Annotated in this window: 25 protein-coding genes; 9 read left to right on the top strand and 16 right to left on the bottom strand. The window is 74.0% G+C overall.

From position 1 onward, the window contains the following. Positions 1 to 317: 317 nt before the first annotated feature. Entirely contained in the window at positions 318 to 2,303 is a 1,986-nt protein-coding gene (locus FSW04_RS15035; protein ID WP_146920649.1) for a hypothetical protein, read from the bottom strand. Between the two features lie 427 nt (positions 2,304 to 2,730). Between FSW04_RS15035 and FSW04_RS28550 the strand changes: the two genes are divergently transcribed. After that, positions 2,731 to 3,015, top strand: a complete 285-nt coding sequence (locus tag FSW04_RS28550) for a YnfA family protein (protein ID WP_407652990.1) — start codon at positions 2,731 to 2,733, stop codon at positions 3,013 to 3,015. 188 nt (positions 3,016 to 3,203) lie between these two features. Here FSW04_RS28550 and FSW04_RS15025 read toward each other — a convergent pair whose 3' ends face one another. From FSW04_RS15025 to FSW04_RS15015, 3 genes are all read right to left on the bottom strand, one after another. Further along, positions 3,204 to 3,878, bottom strand: coding sequence for an adenylate/guanylate cyclase domain-containing protein (locus FSW04_RS15025; protein ID WP_187368804.1), 675 nt, complete (start codon positions 3,876 to 3,878; stop codon positions 3,204 to 3,206). Between the two features lie 74 nt (positions 3,879 to 3,952). Continuing rightward, positions 3,953 to 5,395 carry an MFS transporter gene (locus FSW04_RS15020; RefSeq protein WP_146920643.1) on the bottom strand — a complete coding sequence of 481 codons (1,443 nt, stop codon included), beginning with the start codon at positions 5,393 to 5,395 and terminating at the stop codon, positions 3,953 to 3,955. A gap of 136 nt (positions 5,396 to 5,531) precedes the next feature. Then, positions 5,532 to 5,750, bottom strand: a complete 219-nt coding sequence (locus FSW04_RS15015) for a hypothetical protein (protein ID WP_146920641.1) — start codon at positions 5,748 to 5,750, stop codon at positions 5,532 to 5,534. Between the two features lie 318 nt (positions 5,751 to 6,068). On the opposite strand from FSW04_RS15015, the gene FSW04_RS15010 reads away from it, so the two are divergent. Both FSW04_RS15010 and FSW04_RS15005 read left to right on the top strand, forming a co-directional pair. Continuing rightward, the gene (locus FSW04_RS15010) at positions 6,069 to 6,554 is read left to right on the top strand and encodes a serine/threonine protein kinase (protein ID WP_187368803.1); all 486 of its coding nucleotides are present in this window, start codon (positions 6,069 to 6,071) and stop codon (positions 6,552 to 6,554) included. 84 nt (positions 6,555 to 6,638) lie between these two features. Next, positions 6,639 to 7,928, top strand: coding sequence for an MFS transporter (locus FSW04_RS15005; RefSeq protein ID WP_228430488.1), 1,290 nt, complete (start codon positions 6,639 to 6,641; stop codon positions 7,926 to 7,928). Between the two features lie 15 nt (positions 7,929 to 7,943). On the opposite strand, the gene FSW04_RS15000 is transcribed toward FSW04_RS15005, so the two are convergent. After that, entirely contained in the window at positions 7,944 to 8,705 is a 762-nt protein-coding gene (locus FSW04_RS15000) for an SDR family oxidoreductase (protein WP_146920639.1), read from the bottom strand. Positions 8,706 to 8,776: 71 nt separating this feature from the next. On the opposite strand from FSW04_RS15000, the gene FSW04_RS14995 reads away from it, so the two are divergent. Together FSW04_RS14995 and FSW04_RS14990 are read left to right on the top strand one after the other, a co-directional pair. Further along, entirely contained in the window at positions 8,777 to 9,796 is a 1,020-nt protein-coding gene (locus FSW04_RS14995; protein ID WP_146920637.1) for a lysylphosphatidylglycerol synthase transmembrane domain-containing protein, read from the top strand. A gap of 31 nt (positions 9,797 to 9,827) precedes the next feature. Further along, complete coding sequence (locus tag FSW04_RS14990; protein WP_146920635.1) at positions 9,828 to 10,472, top strand: M15 family metallopeptidase; 645 nt, start codon at positions 9,828 to 9,830, stop codon at positions 10,470 to 10,472. Between the two features lie 87 nt (positions 10,473 to 10,559). Here FSW04_RS14990 and FSW04_RS14985 read toward each other — a convergent pair whose 3' ends face one another. The 6 genes from FSW04_RS14985 to FSW04_RS14960 form a co-directional block, all read right to left on the bottom strand. Then, positions 10,560 to 11,306, bottom strand: coding sequence for an enoyl-CoA hydratase/isomerase family protein (locus tag FSW04_RS14985; protein ID WP_146920633.1), 747 nt, complete (start codon positions 11,304 to 11,306; stop codon positions 10,560 to 10,562). Further along, positions 11,303 to 11,731, bottom strand: coding sequence for a thioredoxin (gene trxA, locus FSW04_RS14980; protein ID WP_146920631.1), 429 nt, complete (start codon positions 11,729 to 11,731; stop codon positions 11,303 to 11,305). Before trxA ends, FSW04_RS14985 begins: the two co-directional genes overlap by 4 nt. A gap of 34 nt (positions 11,732 to 11,765) precedes the next feature. Then, complete coding sequence (locus FSW04_RS14975) at positions 11,766 to 12,122, bottom strand: hypothetical protein (protein ID WP_146920628.1); 357 nt, start codon at positions 12,120 to 12,122, stop codon at positions 11,766 to 11,768. Next, entirely contained in the window at positions 12,119 to 13,306 is a 1,188-nt protein-coding gene (locus FSW04_RS14970) for a patatin-like phospholipase family protein (RefSeq protein WP_187368802.1), read from the bottom strand. The genes FSW04_RS14975 and FSW04_RS14970 overlap by 4 nt, the downstream gene beginning before the upstream one ends. A 67-nt stretch (positions 13,307 to 13,373) precedes the next feature. Then, positions 13,374 to 14,054: an ABC transporter ATP-binding protein gene (locus FSW04_RS14965; protein ID WP_146920624.1), complete on the bottom strand. Its 681-nt coding sequence runs from the start codon at positions 14,052 to 14,054 to the stop codon at positions 13,374 to 13,376. Further along, entirely contained in the window at positions 14,051 to 15,469 is a 1,419-nt protein-coding gene (locus FSW04_RS14960; RefSeq protein WP_187368801.1) for an aminotransferase class V-fold PLP-dependent enzyme, read from the bottom strand. Before FSW04_RS14960 ends, FSW04_RS14965 begins: the two co-directional genes overlap by 4 nt. A 178-nt stretch (positions 15,470 to 15,647) precedes the next feature. Here FSW04_RS14960 and FSW04_RS26115 point away from each other — a divergent pair, with 178 nt between their 5' ends. Together FSW04_RS26115 and FSW04_RS14955 are read left to right on the top strand one after the other, a co-directional pair. Beyond that, positions 15,648 to 16,103, top strand: coding sequence for a hypothetical protein (locus FSW04_RS26115; RefSeq protein WP_187368800.1), 456 nt, complete (start codon positions 15,648 to 15,650; stop codon positions 16,101 to 16,103). Between the two features lie 4 nt (positions 16,104 to 16,107). Continuing rightward, positions 16,108 to 17,205, top strand: coding sequence for an ABC transporter permease (locus FSW04_RS14955; RefSeq protein ID WP_187368799.1), 1,098 nt, complete (start codon positions 16,108 to 16,110; stop codon positions 17,203 to 17,205). Between the two features lie 23 nt (positions 17,206 to 17,228). On the opposite strand, the gene FSW04_RS14950 is transcribed toward FSW04_RS14955, so the two are convergent. Continuing rightward, complete coding sequence (locus tag FSW04_RS14950) at positions 17,229 to 17,627, bottom strand: YkvA family protein (protein WP_146920618.1); 399 nt, start codon at positions 17,625 to 17,627, stop codon at positions 17,229 to 17,231. Positions 17,628 to 17,646: 19 nt separating this feature from the next. Here FSW04_RS14950 and FSW04_RS14945 point away from each other — a divergent pair, with 19 nt between their 5' ends. Beyond that, positions 17,647 to 17,997, top strand: a complete 351-nt coding sequence (locus FSW04_RS14945) for a DUF1330 domain-containing protein (protein ID WP_146920616.1) — start codon at positions 17,647 to 17,649, stop codon at positions 17,995 to 17,997. Here the strand turns inward: FSW04_RS14945 and FSW04_RS14940 are convergent. From FSW04_RS14940 to FSW04_RS14925, 4 genes are all read right to left on the bottom strand, one after another. Beyond that, positions 17,994 to 18,362 (bottom strand): VOC family protein, encoded by a 369-nt coding sequence (locus FSW04_RS14940; protein WP_146920614.1) that lies wholly within the window; start codon positions 18,360 to 18,362, stop codon positions 17,994 to 17,996. The two genes, FSW04_RS14945 and FSW04_RS14940, sit on opposite strands and share 4 nt — an antisense overlap. Before the next feature lie 27 nt (positions 18,363 to 18,389). After that, positions 18,390 to 18,611: a DUF2188 domain-containing protein gene (locus FSW04_RS14935; protein WP_187368798.1), complete on the bottom strand. Its 222-nt coding sequence runs from the start codon at positions 18,609 to 18,611 to the stop codon at positions 18,390 to 18,392. A gap of 77 nt (positions 18,612 to 18,688) precedes the next feature. Beyond that, positions 18,689 to 19,474 (bottom strand): slipin family protein, encoded by a 786-nt coding sequence (locus tag FSW04_RS14930; protein ID WP_146920610.1) that lies wholly within the window; start codon positions 19,472 to 19,474, stop codon positions 18,689 to 18,691. Between the two features lie 155 nt (positions 19,475 to 19,629). Next, a complete protein-coding gene (locus tag FSW04_RS14925) occupies positions 19,630 to 21,003 on the bottom strand; it encodes an ABC transporter substrate-binding protein (RefSeq protein WP_187368797.1) in 1,374 nt (457 codons plus the stop codon). Between the two features lie 385 nt (positions 21,004 to 21,388). On the opposite strand from FSW04_RS14925, the gene FSW04_RS14920 reads away from it, so the two are divergent. Further along, the gene (locus FSW04_RS14920) at positions 21,389 to 23,029 is read left to right on the top strand and encodes an acyl-CoA dehydrogenase family protein (protein WP_146920606.1); all 1,641 of its coding nucleotides are present in this window, start codon (positions 21,389 to 21,391) and stop codon (positions 23,027 to 23,029) included. Position 23,030: the final 1 nt, after the last annotated feature.

Here is a 23,030-nt window from a genome sequence, read left to right as displayed (position 1 = left end):
CGTGACACGAGGGACTCCACGTGCTTCGCCCTCAGCCGAGCCCGCTCCCCTGGCACTGACCGCTCGCTGAACGATGATCCGCCGGCCTTCGAGGTCGACGTCGCTCCGGAGCAGCGCCAGCACCTCCCCACCCACATACCCGTGTAGGCGAGAACGCGAATCAGCCCGGCGGCCCGGGCGTCTTCGGCACAGCGTGCGGCGATCTCGTCATTCGCGACGCCGGTACCCGGCGGACGGCGGTGATGACCTTCGGCGGCGGCCCGCGCGCGCGACCTCGGAGGCACGGCGCTCCTCACCGACGTCCGCTCGCACAGGGCTCAGGGCGACGGTGAGGCGACGATCTCGACGCGGGTTGCGCCGCTGATGGGCTCCCCGCTGGCGCTCGTGGTGGTGTACGGGAAGTCGCGGTATGCGTACACCCCCTCGCCACCACCAGACGACGGCCCCGGCTGCCAGCCGGTGATCCGGTAGGTCGGCGACGCCCCCGCTCCGTTGTCGTAGCTCGTCGTCGTCACGCCGGTCGCGGAGAACGCCCGGCTCGGACCGCTCCACCAACTGTCGGTGAGGTTGTTGGAGAAGTCTGCGCAGCTGCTGGAGCCGTGGTGGAACGTCTGCGTCCACAGGTACGTTGGCTCGTGCTGGGCGTGCAGCACGACGGTGATGCCCGGCGATGGCGCAGCCGGATCCTGCTGCACGGAGTCGACGATGAGCTCGCCCGGCCCAGGCGACGAGCCGTCGAAGTCGATCGTCCCCGTCTTGCCGTCCTGACAGAGCGACTTGCCACCGTCGTCATGGTAGGAGAACGCGTCCCAGTTGATCGGTGCGTCGCCGGTCCACAGCGCTGTGCCGTCCGTCGTGGTCACTGCCTGCAGCGGCGCCACGGCACTGATCGCCGAATGCCATGCGCCCGTGCCCGTCGACGAGAACTGTCCCTCGGGCTGATCGGTGTAGGTCTCGTCGTGCTGGTTGGTGAATCGAAGCGTGAGGTTGGGTGCTTTGTGCCAGGTCACGAACCAACGTACGCCGCCGATCTTCGGCGTGAAGTACTGCGCCCAGAAGCTCGGGTTGCTGAGCCCGGCACCGAAGGCACTCTGGTAGGCCGCGACGGCGTCGGCGTTGTCGGTTGCCTCCTGCTGGAGCCCGTAACCGGGAACCCGCTCGCTGTTGACCGCGAGCTGCAGGGTTGCGACGCCGTCCGGACCGGTCTTGTTGCAGCCATCCCCGCAGATGACCTGACCGTGCTGGGCGAGGTTCGGGTAGTCCCAGTGCATCGGGACATCGGGGATTCCGCCCTTCTTCGGGAACTTCAGGCCGGCGAGCGGCCCGCACTTCACCGTGATGTCCCCGTAGTCGTCGAGCATCTCGACCTTGATGCGCATCGCCAACACGTTGTGCTCAGCGGCCGAGTGGTCGTAGTGGACCGGCCCTGCCGTCTCGGGGTCACCGTGGACGGACACCGACAGGGCAAGCGCCGAGCCGTGAAGTCCATCCTCGATCACGGAGGCAAGCTTCAGGGCGGCACGCTGCGCCTTCGTCAGGAACTCGCGTTTGAAGACGGTCTTCAGCGCCTTCTTGGTGAACTTCCCGACGAGACCGTCGTTGCCGCCCGACAGCACGAGATCGATCGCACGATTGACGTCCCCGCAGGAGTCGGACGTACCCGCGGCGCGCGCGATGTGGCGCACGTGGCGGACCGTGCCGTACGTGGTCTGCGCGATCCCCAACATGATGATCTCTGCCTGCAGCGGATCAAGGCTGTCGGTGCCTTTCAGGTGCGCGATGTCGACGCGCGGCGTGTCGGTGCGCCCGAGCGCGGCGAGGACGAGCGAGGGAAATGACGTGGCGCTCCCTGGATGGCGCTGGCCGTCCTGCACCGCCGCGGCGATGCCGGCCGCGAGATCTGCTGCGCCGAGTGCCGAGTGCGGCTTGTGCAGGCCCGCGTCACTGAGGCGCTGGGCGAGCGTCGTGACCGGGATCCGCTCCCCGCGGGCGACCTGATCGCCCAAGGCGCCGAGTTCGAAGTCGTAGAGAAACGCGTGGTGTGCCGCCGACGCGTGAGTCACGACCGCCTGTCCCGATCCGGTGTAGACGGCGACGTCGAGCTTGCGCATCACCGCAAGGACGGCGCGCTCGTGCTGCTGGGTCGTCGATGCTCGATGGATCGCATGTACGAGCACGGACGCTCTACGCGCCGGCGCCACGCGCCGCGGCGTCGTACGGGCCTGCGCGCTGCACGGCGCCGCCGCGAAGGCGAGCACGGCAACCACCGGCGCAAGACTGCGGCCGACGCGAACCACGTCCATCAAAACCCCCGTCTGTCAATCCCGATCGGTACGTCGCGCCCCCGCAAGCGGCTGCGAAGCTACCACCGGGTGGCAAGACGGGCAACCACGATCCTGGTACCACGCGCGCGGTGCCGCCTGGGCACGCTCTGCACCCGCGATCGCACGGCGAATCGCACGTTGCAGGGCCAGGCCAGGACGTGTAACCCTTCCAGCGCCGCAACAGTCCGTCGCCATGCCGTCGGGTCCCTTCAGCCGCTTCCACGAAGGCCCTGCGAATGCGGGGCCTTCGTCGTTGCGGGGTGTCGTTCGGCGCGCCGTGGGCGAACTGGGCGATGCCGATCCTCGTGTGCTGGACGTGCGCGAGGTCGTCCATCAGCCTGACGAGCACCGCACCGGCCTCGCCCCCCCTGGCCGCTGCGGTCGCCGCCCTGCACCTGGCCGCGCCATCGCCGAGATCGGCGGCGCCTACCTCGTCTGGATCGGCATCAAGGAGCACAGGGGCCTCGCGTTCATCGCTGTCGGCGCCATGGCCCTCGCCGCCTACGGCGTCATCGCCGCCTTCCAGCCGAGCCATGAGTTCGGCCGGGTGCTGGCGGCCTGCGGCGGCGTCCTCATCGTCGGATCGCTGCTCTGGGGCATCACCTTCGACGGCTTCCGCCCCGATCGCTCGGACTTCGCCGGCGCGTTCATCTGCCTTGTCGGCGTCGGGGTCATCATGTACGCCCGCTGAGCCATCGAGCGAGAAGATGAACCAACGGTCGTTCTCCAGCGCGCGGACCGCTCGTAGCGGTCATACCGCTCGGCCCAGGTCGAGCGCCCTCCGGCCGGTCGATCGGGGGGTTCGACCGGCCGTCGGCATCACCAATTGCTCGGCCCCGCCCAGCATCGGCTCCTGCGCCTCCGCGCCGCCGGCGACGATCACGTCGCTCGCATCGACCCCACGTAGTCGCCGGGTGCCGCGGAGAACCGGTCGGCGCACAGCTCCGAGCAGAAGAAGTGGATCGTGTCGCCGTGCGTCACGCGCCGCGCCTCACGCCCGGGGACCACGGCCATGCGGCACACGGGATCGAGCGGGTGCTGCCGCCTGCCGGGCTCGTGGGCGCGGTGGACCGCGTACAGCGCGACCGGTGCAGCGACATTGCGAAACCGGGCCTCGCCGCGCGCGGTGACGGCCACGTCGCTCAGCGCCGCTGCCCCGAGCTGCCGAACGGTCTCGGAGATCAGCACCTCCCCGCCCGCGGCGGCCGCGGCGATGCGGGCCGCGAGGTTCACCGTCGTGCCGAAGTAGTCGCCCCCGCGTCGCGTCGCGGGCCCGCTGTGCATCCCGACGCGGACCGTGGGCTGCCCATGCTCGGACATGAGGTCCTCGACGATAGCGACCCCCAGGCGGATCGCCCGCCCGGCCGACGTCAGGCGCACCATCACGGCGTCGCCGATGGTCTTGACGACCTCGCCGTCCTCGGGGCCGAGCTGCCGGCTGACGCGCCGGCAGAACTCCAGCGCCAGGTCGGCCGCCTCGTCGTCACCGTGGGCCTCCGTCAAGGCGGTGAACCCGGCGATGTCGGCGAACATGAACGTGCTTTCGTCGCCCACCCGGCGGACGCTAGCCGATCGCATCGGTGCCCGCCGGGGCTCGAGGATCCCCGGCGGGCCGTCGGGCCTTGCGGCTAGGCGGCGATGGCCTGGCGGTCGTCGGCCGCCGTCGCGTCGAGCTCCGGCTGAGCCGGCCCGGGGCTGCGCAGCGTGAGCAGGGCGACGATCGCCCCGGCGACGGCGACGCCCGCCGCCCCGACGAAGGCGGCCGAGTACCCGCCGGTCTGGGCGGCGGCGTCGCCGATCCGATCGGCGCCGTGGCTGCCGGCGACCGCGGTCATGGCCGCCAGGCCGAGCGCGGAGCCGACCTGGTAGGCGGTGTTGACGATCCCGGATGCCAGGCCGCCCTCCTCGGGCGGTGCGGACTGGATGGCGGTGCCCAGCGACGGGATGAAGGCCAGCGCCATCCCGGTGGCCGCCAGCAGCGAGCCGGGCAGCACGTCGACGGCGAAGCTTCCGTCCGGACGGCTCAGCGACAGCACGAACAGGCCGGAGCCGAGCACGAGCAGGCCACCGACGACCATCGGCTTGGCGCCCACGCGAGCCTGCAGGCGGGGTGCGACCACGACCATCAGCACCGCGATCATCGCGGTCATGGGCAGCAGCGCGGCGCCGCCCTCGAAGGCCCCGAAGCCGAGCACCCGCTGCAGGTAGAGGTTCAGGAAGAACCACATGGGAATCCACGCGCCACCCAGCAGCAGCTGGCTGACGTTGGCCGCGGCCAGGTTGGGAGCGCGGAAGATGCCGAGCCGCAGCAGCGGCGCGCGCCGCACCGCCTGGACGGCGACGAAGCCGGCCAGCAGCGCGGCGCCGGCGGCGATGCTCAGCAGCGTGGCCGGCGCCTGCCAGCCCTCCTCAGGCGCTCGGACGACGCCGAAGACGGTCAGCGCCAGGCCGGCCGTGGCGATCACGGCGCCGAGCACGTCGACCGATCCACGGCGCGCCGGGACGCCGGGCATCAGCCTCGGCGTGACCGCGAGCACCCCGAGGGCGAGCGGGATGTTGATGAAGAAGACCCACGGCCAGCTGATCCACTCGGTGATGACGCCGCCGAGGAAGACGCCGGCGGTGCCGCCGGCCGGCGCCGCGGCGCCGTAGATCGAGAAGGCCTTCATCAGCTCCCTGGGGTCCGAGCCGAAGAGCATCATCAGCAACGTCAGGGCCGACGGGGCGATGAACGCCGCGCCGATGCCCTGGGCGGCGCGGGCGGCGATCTCCACGCCGACCGAACCGGCCAGGCCGGCGGCCAGCGATCCGGCGGCGAGGATCGCCCAACCGAACATGAACATGCGCCTGGCGCCGAAGAGGTCTGACAGGCGGCCGCCGAGCAGCAGCAGGCCGCCGAGCGCGACGACGTAGGCGTTGAACATCCAGGAGAGGCTCTCGGCGCCGAAGCCGAGAGCGGCCTGGATCTCGGGCAGGGCCACTCCGATGATCGAGGTGTCCATGATGACGACGAACTGCGCGAGGGCGATGACGGCCAGGGCCGACCAACGCCGCGGGTGTGCGGACGACATGGGAACTCCTTGTTGAGGGTCTGACTGCGGCAGCCGTGGTCGCGCTGCCCTCCGCGGCGGGCGCGCGGCGCCGCCCACCCGTGCGGAACGGGGGCACGTCGGGCTCCCTGGAATGGAGTACCGGGGATGGAGGCGATCAGCCGTGCAGGGGACCCGACAGCCGGCCGCGGAGGGATGCGATCTCGGTGACGGCGGCGCCGACGTAGGCGGCGGTCGTGTGGCGGATCTCGGCCTCGAGGTCGGCCAGGTACGCCGTGTCGGCTGCGAGGCCGTGAAGCTCCGCCAGGGAGCGCTCGGCGCGAAGCAGGCGCAGCTGCTCGGCGAGGTCGTGTGCGGAGATGGTGGAGGTGGACATGGCGGGCTCCGGGGTACTATGGGGGAGTATCGACTCGACTCCCGCAAAGATACACCCCAGGGGTATGTCTTCTGCGATGTGCGTCACACACCGAGCCCCGCTCCCACCCGCGTCCGCCGCCACCGGCTCCGCACGGGCACGTCGGGCGAGGGCAGCTGATCGGGGAAGGGCATCGGCCAGGGCTCCTGGACGCCGGGCGGATCGCCCGCGACCCTGGCGTCCGACACCCCGTGATCGCCCGGGCGCGGTCCCTGGTCGCATGAGACCTCCATGAGAACCGACGTTTCCGGATCCCGATGCCAAGAAATGCTGTCCATCATGAGGAACACACGGATGGTCACCGTCGCCGTCGCGCTCATCGCCGTCATGGCGCTCCCCGCGATGGCCGCCGCCAAGGCCAACCCCTACACCGCGGCGGGGGTGTGCGGCCCGGGCTTCAAGCCCATCGACCGCCACAGGCTCGTCGACGGCAACTGGGGCCAGCTGCTCTCCGAGGTCGTGCTGACCTACAACGCCTCGACCGGGCAGAACTGCGTCGTCAACCTCAAGCGCTACCGCGTCGGCCAGGCCGAGAAGTACGGCGACTGGCTCTACGCCGAGGTCTACACGCGGCCGCTGACCAACCCCGCCAACCTCGACAGCGACCAGGGCAACTTCAAGTTCTTCGCCGGCCCGGTCTACGTCACGGCCCGCAGCAAGTGCGTGCGGTGGGGCGGCGGCGCCGACCTGCTCGTGCCGTCCAACTGGTCGCCGCGCGGCGAGTTCCACTCGGCCTTCCGGTCGGGCTGGACGCACTGCGGCTGACCCCCCGCGGCGGGATCGCCCGCAGCGTTTCTGGTAGGAGACCTCCATGCACGACCATCCCCGGCGGCGGCTCGGCGGCGCCACGTGAGCGCCGCCGACCTGCGCCGGGACGAGGCCGAGGCGCTCTACCGCCACACGATCCGCGTGCTGACGGTCGCCCAGATCCTCAGCGGCGCGGGCCTGGCGGCGGGCGTCGTGGTCGGCGGGCTCATCGCCGAGGACATGCTCGGCGGCAAGGGCTCGGCCGGCGTGCCGTCTGCGCTGTTCACGCTCGGCTCGGCGGTCGCGTCGCTGCTGGTGGGCCGGCTCTCCCAGCACCGCGGGCGCCGGCCGGGCCTGGCGACGGGCTACGCCGCCGGCGCGGCGGGGGCCGCCGGGGTCGTGGCCGCCACGGCGCTGGACAGCGTGGCGCTGCTGCTGGCCTCCCTGCTGGTCTACGGCGCCGGGACCGCGACCAACCTCCAGGCGCGCTACGCGGGCGCCGACCTCGTCACGGAGGAGCGCCGCGGCCGCGCCGTGAGCGCCGTGCTCGTCGCCACGACCGTCGGCGCGGTCATCGGGCCCAACCTCGTCTCGGTCACCGGCGACGTCGCCCGCAGCGTGCACGTCACGCCGCTGGCCGGGCCGTTCATGCTCGCCGGGGCCGCCTACCTGGCCGCCGCGCTGGTGATCTTCGCGCGCATGCGGCCCGACCCGCTGCTGAGCTCGCGCCGCTGGGCCGCCGACGCCGCGCGCGAGGCGCCCCACGGCGCACCCGCCCCGTCGGCGGGCTCGCCGCGCCAGGTGCGCATCGCCGCCGCCGGCATGGTCATCACCCAGATCGTGATGGTGGGGATCATGACCATGACGCCGATCCACATGCGCGATCACGGCCACAGCCTCGCCGCCGCCGGGATGGTCGTCTCCATCCACATCGCGGCGATGTACCTGCCCTCGCCGCTGACGGGGCGGCTCGTGGACCGGGTCGGCCGCCGGCCCGTGATCGGCGCGGGCGCAGTGGTCCTGCTGAGCTCCGGCCTGCTCGCCGCGCTGGCCCCGGCCGACTCGATGGTCCTGCTCTCGATCGCCCTCGGCCTGCTCGGGCTGGGCTGGAACCTCGGCCTCATCGGGGGCACCGCGATGCTCACCGACGCCACGCCGATCGCCACGCGCGCGCGGACCCAGGGCTCCGTCGACCTGTCGGTCAGCCTCGCCGGCGCGACGGGCGGCATCGGCAGCGGCCTCGTCGTGGCCGCCAGCGGCTACTCGGCGCTCTCGTTCACCGGCGGGGCGATCGCCCTGCTGCTCATCCCGCTGCTGGCCGTCAACCGCGGCCCGGGCGTCCCGGCCGAGCCCGCTCCGGCCGAGCCGGAGCCCGCGCCCGTCGTGCCCTGACCCGCCGGCGCGGGCCTACGGCATGTTCGGATGCCCCTGGCCGCCGTCGACGACGACGTTGGCGCCGTTGACCCAGCTCGCGCGCGGCGAGAGCAGGAACGCCGCGACGTCGGCGACCTCCTCCACGGTGCCCAGGCGCCCGTGCGGCAGCTCGGCGGCGATCCAGCGGGCGAAGGCCTCGGGGTCGCGGTCGCGGCGGGCCTCCCAGCCCCCGCCCTCGAACAGGATCGAGCCCGGGCTCAGCGCGTTGACCCGGATGCCCCTGGGCCCCAGCTCGCGGCCCAGCGCGGCGGCGGCGTGGATCTCGGCGGCCTTGGCCGCGGCGTACTGGGCGCGCAGCTGCGGGCGCAGCCCGGAGACCGAGCTGATGATCAGCGCCGCCGCGTGCGCCGAGCGCTCGAGGTGGCCCAGGCTCGCACGGATGAGCGCGGGCGCGTGGACCACGTTGACGGCCATGGTCTGCGACCAGGCCGCGGCGTCGGCCTCCTCCAGGGGGGCGCCCCCGCTCGCACCGCCCGCGTTGGCGACGACGAGGTCGACGCCGCCCAGCCGCTGCGCCGCGACGGCGACGAAGCGCTGCAGGTCGTCCTCGCTCGTCACGTCGGCGGCCATCCCGAAGCCGCCCAGGGCCTCCCCCGCCTCGGCGGCGGCGGCACCGTCGCGGGCGCAGACCGCGACGGCCGCACCCTCGGCGGCCAGACGGGCGGCGATGCCGCGGCCGATGCCGCGGCTGCCGCCGGTCACCAGCGCGCGCAGGCCTCCGAGCTCCAGGTCCATGGTGCTCGACGCTACCGGTCGGGACGCACCGTCACGCGTGGCGGCGGGCCCGAACGGGAACGCACCCGGGCATGGCCCGGTCCACGGCGCCCATCGACGCCCGCGTCACCTCCCACCGCCTGCCGCTGACGGTCGTGGCGCTCGCGCTGGCCGGCGCGGGCGGCCTGCTCGTCGCCACCTGGGCCGGGTGGTCGGCCACCGTCGCGGCGTTCGGCCACCTGCACCCCGGATGGATCGCGGTCATCGTCGGGCTGGCCGTGGCCGGCCTCGGCGGCTACACGCTGGCCTACGGCGCCTGGGCGCGCGCGGCCGGCAACGCCCGCCCGGGCTGGAGCGAGGTCGCCCGCGTCGTCACCGCGGGCTTCGGCCCCTTCGCGTTCCTCGGCGGCTTCGCGCTGGACCGCCGCGCGCTGTGCGAGCTCGGCGAGGAGGAGGGCCGCGCGCGACGCCTCGTGCTCGGCCTCGGCGCGCTGGAGTACGCCGTGCTGGCCCCCGCGGCCTGGGTCGCGGCGATCCTGCTGCTGGCCGCCGGCTCGCGCCACGTCCAGACCGCGCTGCTGTGGCCGTGGGTGGCGGCGGTCCCGGCGGGCTTTGCGATCGGCTTCTGGGCCGCGGCGCGCTGGCGGCGCCGCACGCGCCCGCCCGGCCATCGCCTCACCGCCATGCTCGACGACGGCTTCAAGGGCTTCGAGCTGCTGCGCGACGCGCTGCGCCACCCCATCCGTCACGCCGGCTCCTGGCTGGGGATGGCGATGTACTGGGCCGCGGAGATCGGCATGCTGGTCGCCGCCGCCCGGCTCTTCGGCACCACGCTGGGCGCCGCGCACGCCGTGCTGGCCTACGCCACGGGCTACTCGCTGACCCGGCGCAGCATGCCGCTGGCGGGCGCGGGCGCCACGGAGATCTCGCTGGCCTTCGCCCTGCTCTGGGTCGGGCTGCCGCTCGCGACCGCGCTGCCGATCGTCGTCGCCTACCGCGCCGCCAACCTGCTGCTTCCCGCGCTGCCCGCCCTGCGGCACGCGCGGCGCCCGCGGTGGTGGCCGGCGATGGGGCCGCGGCCCGTCGCCGCGCGCCGCCTGACGCGCCGCTGACGCCGGCGCCGCGTCGTGGGATCCTGCAGGCGTGCCCGTCCCGCTCGCCCTGCCCGCCGCGCCCGTCGCGTTCGCCTCGCCGTTCCGCGCCTCGGCCGAGCCGCTGTCGAAGCCCATCCGCGCCGAGCTGCGCTCCGGCGGCTTCTGGCACCCGGGCTGTCCCGTGCCGCTGTCGGGCCTGCGGGTGCTGACCGTCCGCCACTGGGGCTTCGACGGGCGCGCGCACACCGGCCGCCTCATCGTCAACGCCGGCGCGACCGGCTCGATCGCCGGCGTCTTCGCCAGGCTGTACGGGCTGCACTTCCCGATCCGCCACCTCAAGCTGTCGGCGGTCTACGGGCCGGTGGCCGGGCGGCCGACCGACGGCGACGTCAGCGGCTCGTTCGAGTGCCGCCAGGCCGTGCCCTCACCCTGCGTGGGCGGCACGGGGACCGGGACGTGGTCCATGCACGCCTACGGCCTCGCCGTCGACCTCAACCCGCGCGAGAACCCGTACGTGGGGTGCGGCCAGCTGCACGACCCGGCGGCCCGGCTGTACCGCGACCGCTCGCGCCACCGCCGCGGCATGATCACCCGCCGCGTCATCGGCGCGTTCGCCTCGGTGGGCTGGGGCTGGGGCGGCGGGTGGACGGGGAACACGAAGGACTACATGCACTTCTCCTCCACGGGTCACTAGGCCCCGGCCGGCCCGGATCGCCGCAACGGTCCGCAGTCGTACGACGTGGACAGACGGGGCCCCGCGCCACGCGTAGGCCCGCCGCGCTCAGGCCCCGCGATCGGTCACGCGCTGGCCCAGCTCGGCATCGGTCTCGCTCAGGTCGGCCAGCCGGGTGACCGCGGCGTAGCGGCGGAACTGCTGCTTGGTCGCGGCCACCGACTCCTCGGGCAGCGCCAGCAGGCGCTGCACCCAGGCGTCGACCTCGGCGTCGAGGGAGGCGGCGGGCACCACCGCGTGCAGGAGGCCGGCCTCGCGGGCCTGCGCGGCGTCCAGCGGCGTGCTGAACATGACGAACTCGCGCGCCCGCGACGCGCCCATCTCGCGGATGAGCAGCGGGGTGCCGCCCCACGGCAGCGGCGCGCCGAGCTCGACCTCGGGCAGGCGCAGGATCGTGTCGTCGGCCCCGATGCGGAAGTCGCACGAGATCGCGAGCACCACGCCGCCGCCGAGCACGTGGCTGTGGGTGCGCGCGATCGTGACCGGGTCGGCGTCGGCGATGGCCCGCGCGGCGCGCAGGCCCGTGTTGCCCCGCCAGCGCCTGCGCCCCAGCGGCACGTCGGGCGTCGTGCGGCCGGGGAAGCGGCGCAGGTCGGCGCCCGAGCTGAAGCAGCGCCCCACGCCGCCGAGCACGACGACCCGGATCTCGTCGGTGCCCTGCAGGCCGGTGAAGAGATCGGTGATCTCGACGAGGATCTCGTCGTTGAGCGCGTTGAGCACCTCGGGGCGGTCGAGCCAGACCCGCATCAGCGGGCCCTCCTGCTCGACGACGAGGTGCTCGTAGGACGCGGTCATGCGGCCGGCACCAGCAGCGGGCCCAGGCGCGCCTCCAGCGCGGCGGGCGGCAGCGCACCGACGACCCGGTCGACCTCGCGCCCGTCGCGAAGCGCGACGAGCAGCGGGATGGACTGCGCGCCATAGCGGGCGGCCAGGTCGGGGTTGGCGTCGACGTCGACCTTGACGACCTTCAGCCGGCCGGCGTGGCGCGCGGCCAGGTCCTGGAGCACCGGCGCGATGGCCCGGCACGGGCCGCACCACGCGGCCCAGAAGTCGACGAGCACGGGAACCGACGCCCGCGTCTCGTCGGCGAACGAGCCGGCGTCGGCGTCGACGACCCAGGGCAGCGTCGCCTTGCACCTCGCGCAGCGCGGGTGGCCGGAGGCGACCGCGCCGACGCGATTGGCCGTCGCGCACGCGGGGCAGCGGATGATCGTGGGCATGGGCCGGATCATCCCCCACCGGGGCGCCCGCGGCTCAGGCGGCGTGCCAGTCGAACGCGACGGAGGCGATCCGGGGCGGCCCGGCGGCGATGCGCTCCCACGAGCTCACGACGGTCCAGAAGTCCTCCTCGGCCAGGATGCGCTCCAGCGCCGGCGGCCCGTCGGGCAGGCCGAAGACGAAGATCGCCTCGTTGTCGGTCAGCAGGACCTCGTGGGCGTCGAGCCCGGCGGCGCGCAGATCGAACGGGGGGCCCTCGGCGAGCACGTCGCGGGCCATGTCGCGCAGGTCGGGCTCGATCGGGAGCACGATCACGAGCTTGCGCAGGTGCGGGTGCGAGCGCAGGGCCGTGATCTCCCGGTCCAGCTCGCCGATGTCGAAGGAGACGCTCATCGCTCGATCTTCGCCGCGGCGCGCGTGCCGTTCATCGGTAGACGACTGCGTCCTCGGACCGTGGAACGCCGCGGACCCCGACCGCGGGCGGCCTCGGGCGCGCGGAACGCGTCGAGCGCCGCGGTGGCCCGCCGGTGGCCCTCGCGGATGAGCTGCGGCCAGCGGCTGCGGTCCAGGAACAGGTCGTAGAACGACGGCCCGCGCAGGAGGCGGTGGTCGGCGGCGTCGATGATCGTCATCCGGTCGCCCAGCACCTCCTGGGCGCGCCGCGCGAGCTCGAGCTGGAAGCCCTGTTCGGCCTGACGGCTGGCCTTGAGGATGCCCATCGTCGTGTCCTGCCAGCCCGTGATGTCCTGGGGGCGCAGCTGCGCCGGCAGCATGAAGTTGACCGCGAAGACGTGGTCGATGGTCGGGTCGCGCAGCACCGGCTCGGCCGGGAGCAGGTCGATGATGCCGCCGTCGACGTAGAGGTGGCCATCGACCTCGACGGACTCGATGAACACGGGCAGGGCGATCGCGATGCGGACCTGGCGGCCGATCGTCAGCGACGGCTGCGTCGCGGTGCCGAAGTAGTCGACGACCCCGCGGTCCATGTCGTAGACGATCGAGGCCAGCGCGATCGGCAGCTCGCCCACGGTCAGCCCGCCGAAGCGCTCGTCGAACGTCCGCTGGATGGCCTCGCCCTTGGCCAGCCCGCTGAAGCCGTTCAGCGCGCGGACCACGTGGCGCGGCAGGTCGGCCCACTGGATGTCGAGGTAGTCCTCCAGCCGCCAGGACAGCGAGAAGCGGGCCATCTCCTCCGCGCTCATTCCCGCCGCCCACATCGCCCCCCACACCGTGCCGCCCGAGCACGCGCTGATGAGCACGGGCTCGATCCCCGCCTCCTCGAACGCGCGGCGCACCCCGACCAGCGACACGCACGCGCCGGCGCCGCCGCCGGCGATGAGCGCCGGGCGCTTCGGGACCGGCTTGCGCAGCGGCCGCGCGCGGAACGGCGGCAGCGCAGCGCCGACGTCGACGGGGCGGGGCCGGTCGACGAGCGGCAGCGGGAACAGCGCGCGCCGCGCGCGCAGCAGGAAGCCCGGGTCCAGCGTGGCCCGCACGAGCTCACCGCGCTCGCGCAGCCACCCGAAGGCCAGCAGGACGTTGTAGAGGTCGAGGTCGGCGCGCCGGCGGGCGGTCATGCCGGGGATCCTGCGCCGCAGGACGCCGCGCGCCATCGGGGGGTCCACGGTGCCGTCGTGCCACGAACTACCGAGGCTCCGGCGCGACGATCCGGCCGTCGCGAAGCTCCAGGACGCGATCGACGCGCCCGGCCGCCCGCGGGTCGTGGCTGACGAGCAGGACCGTCATGCCCTGGTCGCGGGACAGGCGGCCGATCAGGCCCAGGACCCGCTCGCCGGCGATGGCGTCCAGCGACCCCGTCGGCTCGTCGGCCAGCAGCAGGCGCGGCCGGCCGACGATCGCGCGCGCGACGGCCGTCAGCTGGCGCTCGCCGCCCGAGAGCTCCACCGGACGATGCGTCGCGCGATCGCCGAGCCCGACCTCGGCGAGGGCCGCGCGCGCCCGCGCCCGACGCTGCGACCTTCGCAGGTGGGCGGGGATCAGCGGCACCTCGACGTTCTCCTCGGCGGTCAGCTCGGCCAGCAGGTGATGCAGCTGGAAGACGAAGCCGACGACCTCACGGCGAAAGCGCGCCGGATGGCCGAGCCCGGCGACCCGGACGCCGTCGACCAGCACCTCGCCGCCGTCGGGACGGTCCAGGCCGGCGACGAGGTTGAGCACGGTGCTCTTGCCGGCTCCCGAGGGACCGCGCAGCAGCACGAGCTCACCGGGCTCCAGGCGGAAGCTCACGTCCTGCAGCACCGGCACCAGCGCGCCGAAGCTGCGACGCACACCCTCCACCACCACCACCTCGGCCCCTGCGCTCACGACGACTCGCCGGAGCCGCCCCGTCCGGGCTCCGCGGGCCGCGGGAAGCCGGCCGGCCACGCCTCCCCGGTGCCCGCGTCCCTGAGGTACTCGACCGGCGGCGGGCCGGACGCGACGGCGGCCACGCCCTCGAGCAGGCGGTCGACGTCCTGGATGGTCGTCGCGATCCCGGCCGAGGCGCGGACCGCACCCGGGCGCCCGCGCCGGTCGCGGTCCACCGCGGCGTCGCGGAAGCGCCGGGTGCCGGCGGCGTCCAGGCCCAGCAGCCGCTGCAGGTACGGATGGGCGCAGAAGCAGCCGTGGCGCACGCCGACGCCGAACTCCGCGCTCAGGCGCGCGGCGGCCAGCGCGTGCGGCACCCCCTCGATGAGGAACGTGGCGATCGGCAGCGTGGCGACCTCGAGTCCGGGCCCCAGGAGGCGCACGCCGCCGATTGCGGCCAGGCCCCCGCGCAGCCGTTGCGCGAGCGCCCGGTCGTGGGCGGCGATCCGGTCCCAGCCGAGCGCGGGGAGCTCCGCGGCCGCGGTGCCGAGGGCGAGCGCGCCGAGCACGTTCGGCGAGCCCGCCTCCTCGCGCTCGGGCGGCGACGTCCAGATCACCTCGTCCAGCGAGACGAACTCCACCGCGCCCCCGCCGGCCAGGAACGGCTCGCCGTCGGCGAAGGCGTCGCGCGGGCCGATCAGCGCCCCGGCGCCGTAGGGCGCGTACATCTTGTGGCCGCTGAAGGCCACGAAGTCGGCCTCGGGCGGCAGCGGGAGGTGCGGTGCGCGCTGGGCGCCGTCGACGAGCACGGGCACGCCGCGTGCGTGCGCCTCGGCGATCATGGCTCCCACCGGCGGCAGCCAGCCCGTGATGTTCGAGGCCCCGGTCACGGCCAGCAGCCGCGCGGCCGGCCGGGCGTCCAGCGCGGCGACGACCGCCGCGAGGTCGAACGTCCCCTCGAGGCCGCACTCGACGAACCGCCGCGTCGCCACCCGCGCCCACGGCAGCAGGTTGGCGTGATGCTCGACCGCCGTGCTGACCACGACGTCCGCCGGGTCCAGGCGCAGGCGGTGCGCGAGGTGGTTGACCGCCTCGGTCGTGTTGCGGCAGAGGATCGCCGTGTCGCGGTCGGGATCCCGGCCGGCGAAGGCCAGGATGTCGGCCCTGGCGCGCTCGTAGGCCGCCGTGGCCAGCTGGGACTTGTGGCCCGCGCCGCGGTGCACGCTCGAGTACCACGGCAGGACGTCCGCGACGCGCTCGGCGACCGCCGGCAGCGCACTCGTCGACGCCGCGGCGTCGAGGTCGGCGTAGGGCCGGCGCACGCCGTCGAGGCAGGGCACCGGCAGGCCTTGGCCGACGAGCGCGGCGACCGGTGGCCCGGAGCCCGGATCGTGCAACGGTGCGTCGCCCGCCGCGGCGTGCGTCGTGGTCATCGCCTGCCTTCCGGTCGGGTGCCGCCAGTACAGCGCCCGCCGGGCCGACGCGCATCCGCACCGCGCGCGGACGCCGGCCGCGGCCATCTACGGACGGACGACGCTGCTCCTCGCGGATGTGCCGGGGCGGGCGGCGCCGGAGGATCGGCGTCCCATCACTCCGACAGCAGGGGAACCCATGTCCATCGCCGGTCGGCCGTGCGGCGCCATCAGCATCGCCGTGGCGGCCACCCTCGCGGCCTGCGGCGGGCATCGGCCGTCGGACCAGGCCCGGGTCGCCGACGTGCTGCACACGTTCCTGCGGGCGCAGGCCGACGGCGACGGCCCGACGGCCTGCGCCCAGCTCGGCGCCGAGGGACGCGCGGACCTGGTCCGCGTCGTCGCGCGCCGGGCTGGGGCGGCGGGCGCCGCACCGGCGTCCTGCGAGGACGCCGTCGGGCTCGTCCGCCTCGTCGCCCCGGCGGCGTTCCTGGAGGCCCTGCGCGGCGCCGATGTCGGCCACGTCGTCGTCACCGGGACGACCGCGCGCGCCGAGGTCGCCGACGGCACCCAGTTCCCGCGCCAGCGCGTCGCTCTCGCCAAGCGCGAGGGACGCTGGCGGATCGTCGCCGTCCCGGGGCTCCTGCCCGGCTGATCGGATGCTCCGCCTCGTCCTGGTCGACCTGCGCCGCCACGTCGCCCGCACCGTGCTGACGGCGGCCGGCGTGGCGATGGGCGTGGCGACGATCGTCGCGCTGCTGTCGCTCAGCTCGGGGATCGAGCGCGGCGCGTCGGGGCTGATCCACCTCGGCGGCTCGGAGCTCGGGCTGTTCCAGGGCGGCGTCGGCGACCTCACGGCCTCGACGCTGCCGACGTCGCTCGTCGTGCGCGTCCGCCGCACGCCGGGCGTGCGCGACGCCACCGCCGTGGCGGTGGCCACCGGCGAGCTCACGACCCGTCGGTCGTTCCTGGTCTTCGGCGTCGACCCGCGCGGGTTCGTGGCGCGTCGCGTCGTGTTCCTCTCGGGCCGCCCGCCGCTGCGTGCCGGCGAGGCTGCGCTCGGCGACGGCGCCGCACGAACGCTGGGGCTCGGCATGGGAGACCGGCTGCCGATGGTCCGCGGGCCGGCCCGCATCGTCGGCGTCTACCACGCCGGGGTCCCGTTCGAGGACCAGGGCGCGGCGCTGACGCTCGCGGCCGTCCAGCGGCTGCTCGGGCGCCCCGGCGATGCCACGACGATCGCCGTGTCGCTGCGTCCCGGCGCGCGGGCCGCCGACGTGGGCCGGCGGCTGGAGCGCGCGTTCCGCGGGACGGTCGCCATCAGCCAGCCCGGCCAGGTCACGCGCGTCGACACGAACAGCCTGCTGATCCGCGAGGCCGCGATCGTGTTCGTCGCTCTGGCGCTGATCATCGGCGGCATCGGCGTGGCCAACACCATGGTGCTGGCGGCCGTCGAGCGGCGGCGCGACTTCGCCCTGCTGCTGGCCGTCGGCTGGCCCCGGCGCCTCGTCGCCGCGCTCGTGCTCGGCCAGGGCCTGGTCCTGGGTCTCGCAGGCGCCGTGGCCGGCAGCGTGCTGGGCACCGTGGGCGCCGGGCTGCTCGTCCGTGCGACGGGGGCCTCGGCCCTCGTGACCCCGCACGTCACGGCGGCGACCTTCGCGGTGGCCATCCCGCTGGCGCTGGCCACCGGGGCCCTCGGGAGCCTCTACCCCGCCTGGTGGGCGACGCGGCTGCGGCCGGCCGAGGCGCTGGGCTGACGGTCCCGCCTCGCGCACGGCGGCTACCGGCCGCCGGCCAGGCGCTCGACGACCCGCAGGGAGCGCTCGGGCCCCGGCCAGTGCTCGCGCAGCAGCGACGCGCCGGCCCCGCGCAGGACGACCCGCAGCACGAGGGCCGCGAGCACGGCGTCGTCGAGCTGGCCCGCGACCGGGATGACGTCGGGCACGAGGTCGAACGGCATGGCCAGGTAGACCACGAGGGCGCCGACCAGCGCCTTGTGGCGGCGGGCGACGCGGTCGTCGCCCAGCAGCCGGCGGGCCAGGACGAGGCAGTCCGGGATGAAGCCCGCGACGGCGCGTGCGTCGGAGCGGCGTCCGAGCGCGATGAGCGCCAGGACCGCGGCGGCGTAGACGCCGAGCGCGATCCCGAGCGCCACGAGCACCGGTGCGAGGACGTGCATGAGCCGCCATGATGGCGCCATGGCCGCGCTCTACGCCCTCAACCTGTTCGACCTGGCCCCCAACGACGACTACCGCGCCTACGCCCGCCGCTCGGCCCAGGCCGTCGCCGAGCACCACGGCCGCGTCGTGGCGCTGGGCAAGCTGGCGGGAGCACGCACCGGCGGCGGCGTCAGGCCCCGTCAGGCGATGATCCTCGTCGAGTGGGAGAGCCCGGAGGCCTTCCAGGGGTTCATCGACGACCCGGCCCACGCCGACCTGCACCCGCTGCGCGAGTCGGGCACCACGAACTACCTGTGGTGGACCTACGACAAGCTCGACGACCTGCGACCGCTGCTGGCCGCGGCGGGTGCGCAGCCGCCGGCCGGCTAGCCCGACGGCGTGTGGCAGACGGCCTCGACGTTGTTGCCGTCGGGGTCGAGCACGAACGCGCCGTAGTAGCCGGGGTGGTAGTGCGTGCGCAGCCCGGGCGGCCCGTTGTCGGTCCCGCCGGCCTGCAGCGCCGCGGCGTGGAAGGCGTCGACGCGGCCGCGGTCGGTCGCGTGGAAGGCGATGTGCACGGGACCCGCCGGGCCGCCCGGGCGGATCCAGAACGACGGCTTGCCGGGCACGCCGAACCCGGCGCCGGCCACCCCCGGGACCTCCATGACGACCGCGAAGCCCAGCGGCGCCAGCGCGGCCTCGTAGAAGCGCCGCGACGCGGCGACGTCGGCGACCGGCAGGCCGAGATGGTCCAGGACGTAGGACGGCGCCCGGGCCGGCGCTCACACGCGGCCCGCGCAGCGATGCGGATGGACGTGGTGGTAGCGGTCGTGCACGAGCACCTCGCCGCCGCCGTGGCGGCGCAGGCGCTCCGTCGCGACCCGCAGCGCCTCGGAGGCGTCGGCGTGCCGCGACAGCTGGGTGTCGCGATCCTCGTCGTCGGCCACGACCCAGGCCCCGTCGTGGCCGGGGCTCACGTGCAGCACGGAGGGATGACCGGTCATGGTGCGACGGTACCGCCGCCCGGGGGCGCCCGCCATCCGCACTTGCGTGCGGTGGTCATGCGGGTAACCACGGAGCCTCAGCGCACGCTGCTGCCGTTGGGCGTGGCGGGCGCGGCCATGCGCCGCGCGGCCTCGAGCACGTCGATCGGGATCGGCAGCACGAGCGTGGAGTTGTGCTCGCTGGCGACCTCGGCGAGCGTCTGCAGGGTGCGCAGCGTCAGCGCCCCGGGCTCACGCCCGATCACACCGGCCGCCTGCGAGAGCCGCTCGGCGGCCTGGAACTCGCCCTCGGCGGCGATGATCTTCGCGCGCCGCTCGCGCTCGGCCTCGGCCTGACGTGCCATCGCGCGCTTCATCGTGTCGGGGAGGTCGACGTCGCGGGTCTCGACCTTGACGACGTTGATGCCCCACGGCTCGGTCGCCGCGTCGATCGTCTGCTCGAGCAGGTCGTTGATCGCCGCCTGGTGGGCGAGCAGGTCGTCGAGCTCGTGCTGGCCCAGCGTCGCGCGCAGCGTGGTCTGCGCGATGCGCAGCACGCCGTGCTGGTAGTCGCGGATGGCGACCACCGCCTTGATCGGGTCCACGACGCGGTAGAAGACCGCGGCCTCGACGCGGATCGTCACGTTGTCCTTGGTGATCAGGTCCTGCGGCGGGATGTCGGCCGTGTCGATCTGCAGGTTGACCCAGCGCGTGCGCTCGATGACCGGGATGACCAGCACCAGGCCGGGCCCGCGCGCACCGCGCAGCCGGCCGAGCCGGAAGACCACGACCCGCTCGTACTCGCGCACGATGCGGATGGCGCTGAGGGCGAGCGCCACGAGCACGGCCGCCAGGACGATGAGCACGATCGCCACGATGGACATGGCGGCAGCCTCCCGGTCCGCCGCCGCGCCGTCATCGGTAGCGCCCCGCAGGGGGGCTGCGGTGATCGGGCAGGCACGCTGCGTGCGGCGCGCCTGCCCGAGTCCGCACCGGGCCGCTCACCCCCGCCTGTCCGGCGGGATGAGCGACGCCAGGATCAGACCTTCTTGTAGTCCGCGGCGTTGATCCCGTAGGTCGCCAACGGCGTCGTGTCGAGCCAGTTGCCCGTTCCCTTGGACTGGAACAGGAGCATCGTGATCGCGCTCGGCGAGTGCGTCTTGGTGTCGATGACCATCTTGCCGACCTCGGTGGCGCTGCCCCCGTAGACATGGTCGAACGACGGGTTGGCCTCCAGCGCCTTGACGTAGTCATCGCCGTTGTGGATGTCCCCGCCGGCCTTGAGGATGTCGTTCATCAGGCGGGCCACGGCGAACGCGGTGATGTAGTCACCGGCGTTGAAGTAGCCCGGTGTGTCGCCGTTGTTGTCCTTCTTCCAGTTGTCGATGAAGAACTTGCTCCACGGGTTGGGCGGGTTGGCGGTGTCCAGGTTGTCGAACCCGAAGTACCAGCCCTTCCACGCCGAGCCGGCCAGCTTGGCCACGATCGACGTGTGGTCGACCGCCGCGTTGATGACGTTGACGCCCTGGCGGCGCATCTCCTTGGCCTGGTAGGCCGGATCGGCGCCGAAGGTCATCCACAGGACCACGTCTGGGTTGAGCTGCTTGACCTTCTGCACCGTCGAGCTGTAGTCGGTGGCGCCCAGTGGCGCCAGGAGGTCACCGGCGAAGTCGATGTTGTACTTCGGCCACAGCTTCTTGAGGAAGTCCTTCACCGCGTTGTTGTACGGCGGCGCGATGACCGGCTGGACCGTGACGAAGCGCTTCTTGTCCGGGAACGTCTCGCGGAAGTACTTGATGATCCCTTCCATGCAGTCCGTCGGGTAGCCCGAGCGGAAGCCGTAGCAGTACGGCGCCGAGGCGAACGGACCCGGGATCGGGCCTGCTCCGCCGCCGGGGTCGGGGCTGAACATCTTGTACTGCTTGGCGAACGGCAGGATCGCGCCGAAGCCGAAGATGTAGGAGCTGATGAGCACCGGCACCTTCGACAGGCCCGCCTCGCGGCCCGCGGCCGCCTCGGCCTGCGGCACCCCCGACTTGTTGTCGTAGTACTTCGTGTCGAACTGCAGCTTGCCGTTCGTCCACTCGGCGACGTGCTGGGCGCCGTACTTGAAGCCCGCCGTCTGCTGCAGGCCGTACACCGACCCGGCGCCCGAGATCGCGAACTGCCCGGCGATCTTGAACGTGCCGGGGCCCTTCGCGATGAGGGCGTCCGGCGTGCCCAGGATCTTCTGCAGCTCCTGGCCGATCGCGCTGCCGGTGGCGACGGGCTTGGGCTTGGACCCGCTGCCGACGGTGCTCGCCGCGCTGTTGCTGGTGCTGCTCTTGCTGCTGCCGCAGGCCGCGAGGGCCCCGCCGGCAGCGACCAACGACCCCGCGGCCGCCGTGCGCGCGACGAACTTCCGCCGCGTCACGGGCCGAAGGCCCTTCGAGCGATCGCTCGATTCGTGCATCCTGTCTCCTCCAGTGCGGACTGCAGTTCAGGACGACCCCGGGCGGGGCCGGCCTCCACAACGTTCCGCACGGGCCCCCGCGCGCCGCCGTCTCACCGTGACCGACGACACTTCCGTGCGTCCGGCGATGAACATGCCGATCTGTGACCTTCGTGACAAGCCGAAACTAGCGCTTCCGACAGCAGTTCAGTGCTAAGTCTGGATTGAGCGCAGCTGAATCCGGGTACGATCGCGCGCCGCGCTCAGCGGTGAGCCATGGCGCGGGCCTGGTTGCGGTAGCGGTTCCGACGGCCCGGCGGCCGATACGCTCGGCACGCTTTCGGCAACGAGGACGGGACGCGGCGGGATGCTCGACGAACAGCTCCGGAGCGGCGACAGCCACCCCCAGGTGCGCGAGGTGCTCAACCAGTCGGTCCCGCTGGAGCCCATCAACACCTACGAGGCCTGGATCGGCCTCCAGGAGGGCACGCAGCGCGAGGGCGGCGGCTGGGGCGCCGGACCCCTGCGCGACCTCGGCGCCCTGGCCGGCTCGGCCGAGGCCCGCGAGCACTCCTTCCGGGCCGAGCGCAACGCCCCGGTCCTGGCCCCCTACGACCGCTTCGGCCACCGCGTCGACGCCGTCGAGTCCGACCCCTCGTGGCACTGGCTGCTGCGCCAGGGCGTCGAGCACGGCATCCACTCCCTGCCCTGGACCGACCCGGGCCCCGGCGCCCACGTCGTGCGGGCCGGCATGTACATGCTGTGGCACAACGTCAACACGGGCGTGATGTGCCCGATCTCCATGAACTACTCGGCCGTCCCGGCGCTGCGCGCCGCGGCCCCCGACCTGGCCGCCGAGTGGGAGCCGCGCCTGGTCAGCCGCGACTTCGGCGCCTACTCGCAGATCGGCGTCGTCATGACCGAGCGCCAGGGCGGCTCGGACGTGCGGACCAACACGACGACCGCCGTGCCCGCCGGCGACGGCACCTATGAGCTCTGGGGCCACAAGTGGTTCTGCTCGCACCCCACGTGCGAGCACTTCCTCGTCCTGGCCCGCACGCCCGGCGGCCTGTCGTGCTTCCTCGTGGAGCGGGGACCGGGGATGGAGTTCCAGCGGCTCAAGGACAAGCTCGGGACACGGGCCCTGGCCTCCAGCGAGGTCGAGTACCGCGGCGCTCGGGCCCGGATGGTCGGCGAGGAGGGCCGCGGGATCCCGGTCATCATCGCGATGATCAACTTCACCCGGCTGGAGTGCCTGCTCGGCGGGACCGCGAGCATCCGGCGCGGCGTGCTGGAGGCCGTGCACCACTGCCGCCGGCGCGAGGCGTTCGGCACCCCGCTGGCGGACCTGCCGCTCATGCGCAACGTGCTGGCCGACCTCCAGCTCGAGTCCGAGGCCGCGACCGTCGCGGCACTGCGCGTGGCCCGCGCCTACGACGACGACGAGCCCGCCTTCCGCCGCTTCGCCACCGCGGTCATGAAGTTCGGGGTCTGCAAGCGTGCCGTCGACCACGCCGGCGAGGCGCTGGAGTGCCTGGGCGGCAACGGCTACGTCGAGGACTCCGGCCTGCCTCAGCACTTCCGCGACTCCGGGTTGCCCAGCATCTGGGACGGCTCGGGCAACGTCGTGGCCCTCGACGTGCTCCGCGCCATGGAGACCGACCCCGAGGCGCTGCCGGCGTTCCTGGCCGAGTGCGAGCTCGGGGCGGGAGCCGACCGCCGGCTCGACGCGCACCTCGCACGCGTACGTGAGACCACGGGCGCCCTGCTGGGCGGCGACGACACCGGGCGCGCGCAGCGCCTGGCCGAGGCCCAGTTCACGGCCCGGCGGACCGTCGAGGATCTGGCGCTGGCCCTGCAGGGCTCGCTGCTGGTGCGCCACGCGCCGGCCCCCGTGGCCGACGCGTTCTGCGCGACGCGGCTGGGGGGCGAGGGCGGGCGGTCCTACGGCACGCTGCCGGCGGGCGCCGACGCCTCGGCGATCCTGGCCCGGGCGGTGCCCGCGTGAC

The organism is Baekduia soli (assembly GCF_007970665.1).
Lineage (GTDB): Bacteria > Actinomycetota > Thermoleophilia > Solirubrobacterales > Solirubrobacteraceae > Baekduia > Baekduia soli.
Note: the sequence above shows the minus strand (reverse complement) of the source record. Positions and strands in the feature narration are given on the sequence as shown.

Bases quoted from the DNA above. Each gene is read 5' to 3' on its own strand.
- FSW04_RS14950 (WP_146920618.1), bottom strand. From the start codon at position 17,627: ATGCACGTCCTCGCACCGGTGCTCGTGGCGCTCGGGATCGCGCTCGGC.
- FSW04_RS26115 (WP_187368800.1), top strand. From the start codon at position 15,648: ATGTCCATCGCCGGTCGGCCGTGCGGCGCCATCAGCATCGCCGTGGCG.
- FSW04_RS15010 (WP_187368803.1), top strand. From the start codon at position 6,069: ATGAGGAACACACGGATGGTCACCGTCGCCGTCGCGCTCATCGCCGTC.
- FSW04_RS14920 (WP_146920606.1), top strand. From the start codon at position 21,389: ATGCTCGACGAACAGCTCCGGAGCGGCGACAGCCACCCCCAGGTGCGC.
- FSW04_RS14970 (WP_187368802.1), bottom strand. From the start codon at position 13,306: ATGACCGCCCGCCGGCGCGCCGACCTCGACCTCTACAACGTCCTGCTG.
- FSW04_RS14960 (WP_187368801.1), bottom strand. From the start codon at position 15,469: ATGACCACGACGCACGCCGCGGCGGGCGACGCACCGTTGCACGATCCG.
- FSW04_RS14945 (WP_146920616.1), top strand. From the start codon at position 17,647: ATGGCCGCGCTCTACGCCCTCAACCTGTTCGACCTGGCCCCCAACGAC.
- FSW04_RS14935 (WP_187368798.1), bottom strand. From the start codon at position 18,611: ATGACCGGTCATCCCTCCGTGCTGCACGTGAGCCCCGGCCACGACGGG.
- FSW04_RS15015 (WP_146920641.1), bottom strand. From the start codon at position 5,750: ATGTCCACCTCCACCATCTCCGCACACGACCTCGCCGAGCAGCTGCGC.
- trxA (WP_146920631.1), bottom strand. From the start codon at position 11,731: ATGCCCACGATCATCCGCTGCCCCGCGTGCGCGACGGCCAATCGCGTC.
- FSW04_RS14975 (WP_146920628.1), bottom strand. From the start codon at position 12,122: ATGAGCGTCTCCTTCGACATCGGCGAGCTGGACCGGGAGATCACGGCC.
- FSW04_RS15035 (WP_146920649.1), bottom strand. From the start codon at position 2,303: ATGGACGTGGTTCGCGTCGGCCGCAGTCTTGCGCCGGTGGTTGCCGTG.
- FSW04_RS15020 (WP_146920643.1), bottom strand. From the start codon at position 5,395: ATGTCGTCCGCACACCCGCGGCGTTGGTCGGCCCTGGCCGTCATCGCC.
- FSW04_RS15000 (WP_146920639.1), bottom strand. From the start codon at position 8,705: ATGGACCTGGAGCTCGGAGGCCTGCGCGCGCTGGTGACCGGCGGCAGC.
- FSW04_RS14995 (WP_146920637.1), top strand. From the start codon at position 8,777: ATGGCCCGGTCCACGGCGCCCATCGACGCCCGCGTCACCTCCCACCGC.
- FSW04_RS14955 (WP_187368799.1), top strand. From the start codon at position 16,108: ATGCTCCGCCTCGTCCTGGTCGACCTGCGCCGCCACGTCGCCCGCACC.
- FSW04_RS14930 (WP_146920610.1), bottom strand. From the start codon at position 19,474: ATGTCCATCGTGGCGATCGTGCTCATCGTCCTGGCGGCCGTGCTCGTG.
- FSW04_RS14985 (WP_146920633.1), bottom strand. From the start codon at position 11,306: ATGACCGCGTCCTACGAGCACCTCGTCGTCGAGCAGGAGGGCCCGCTG.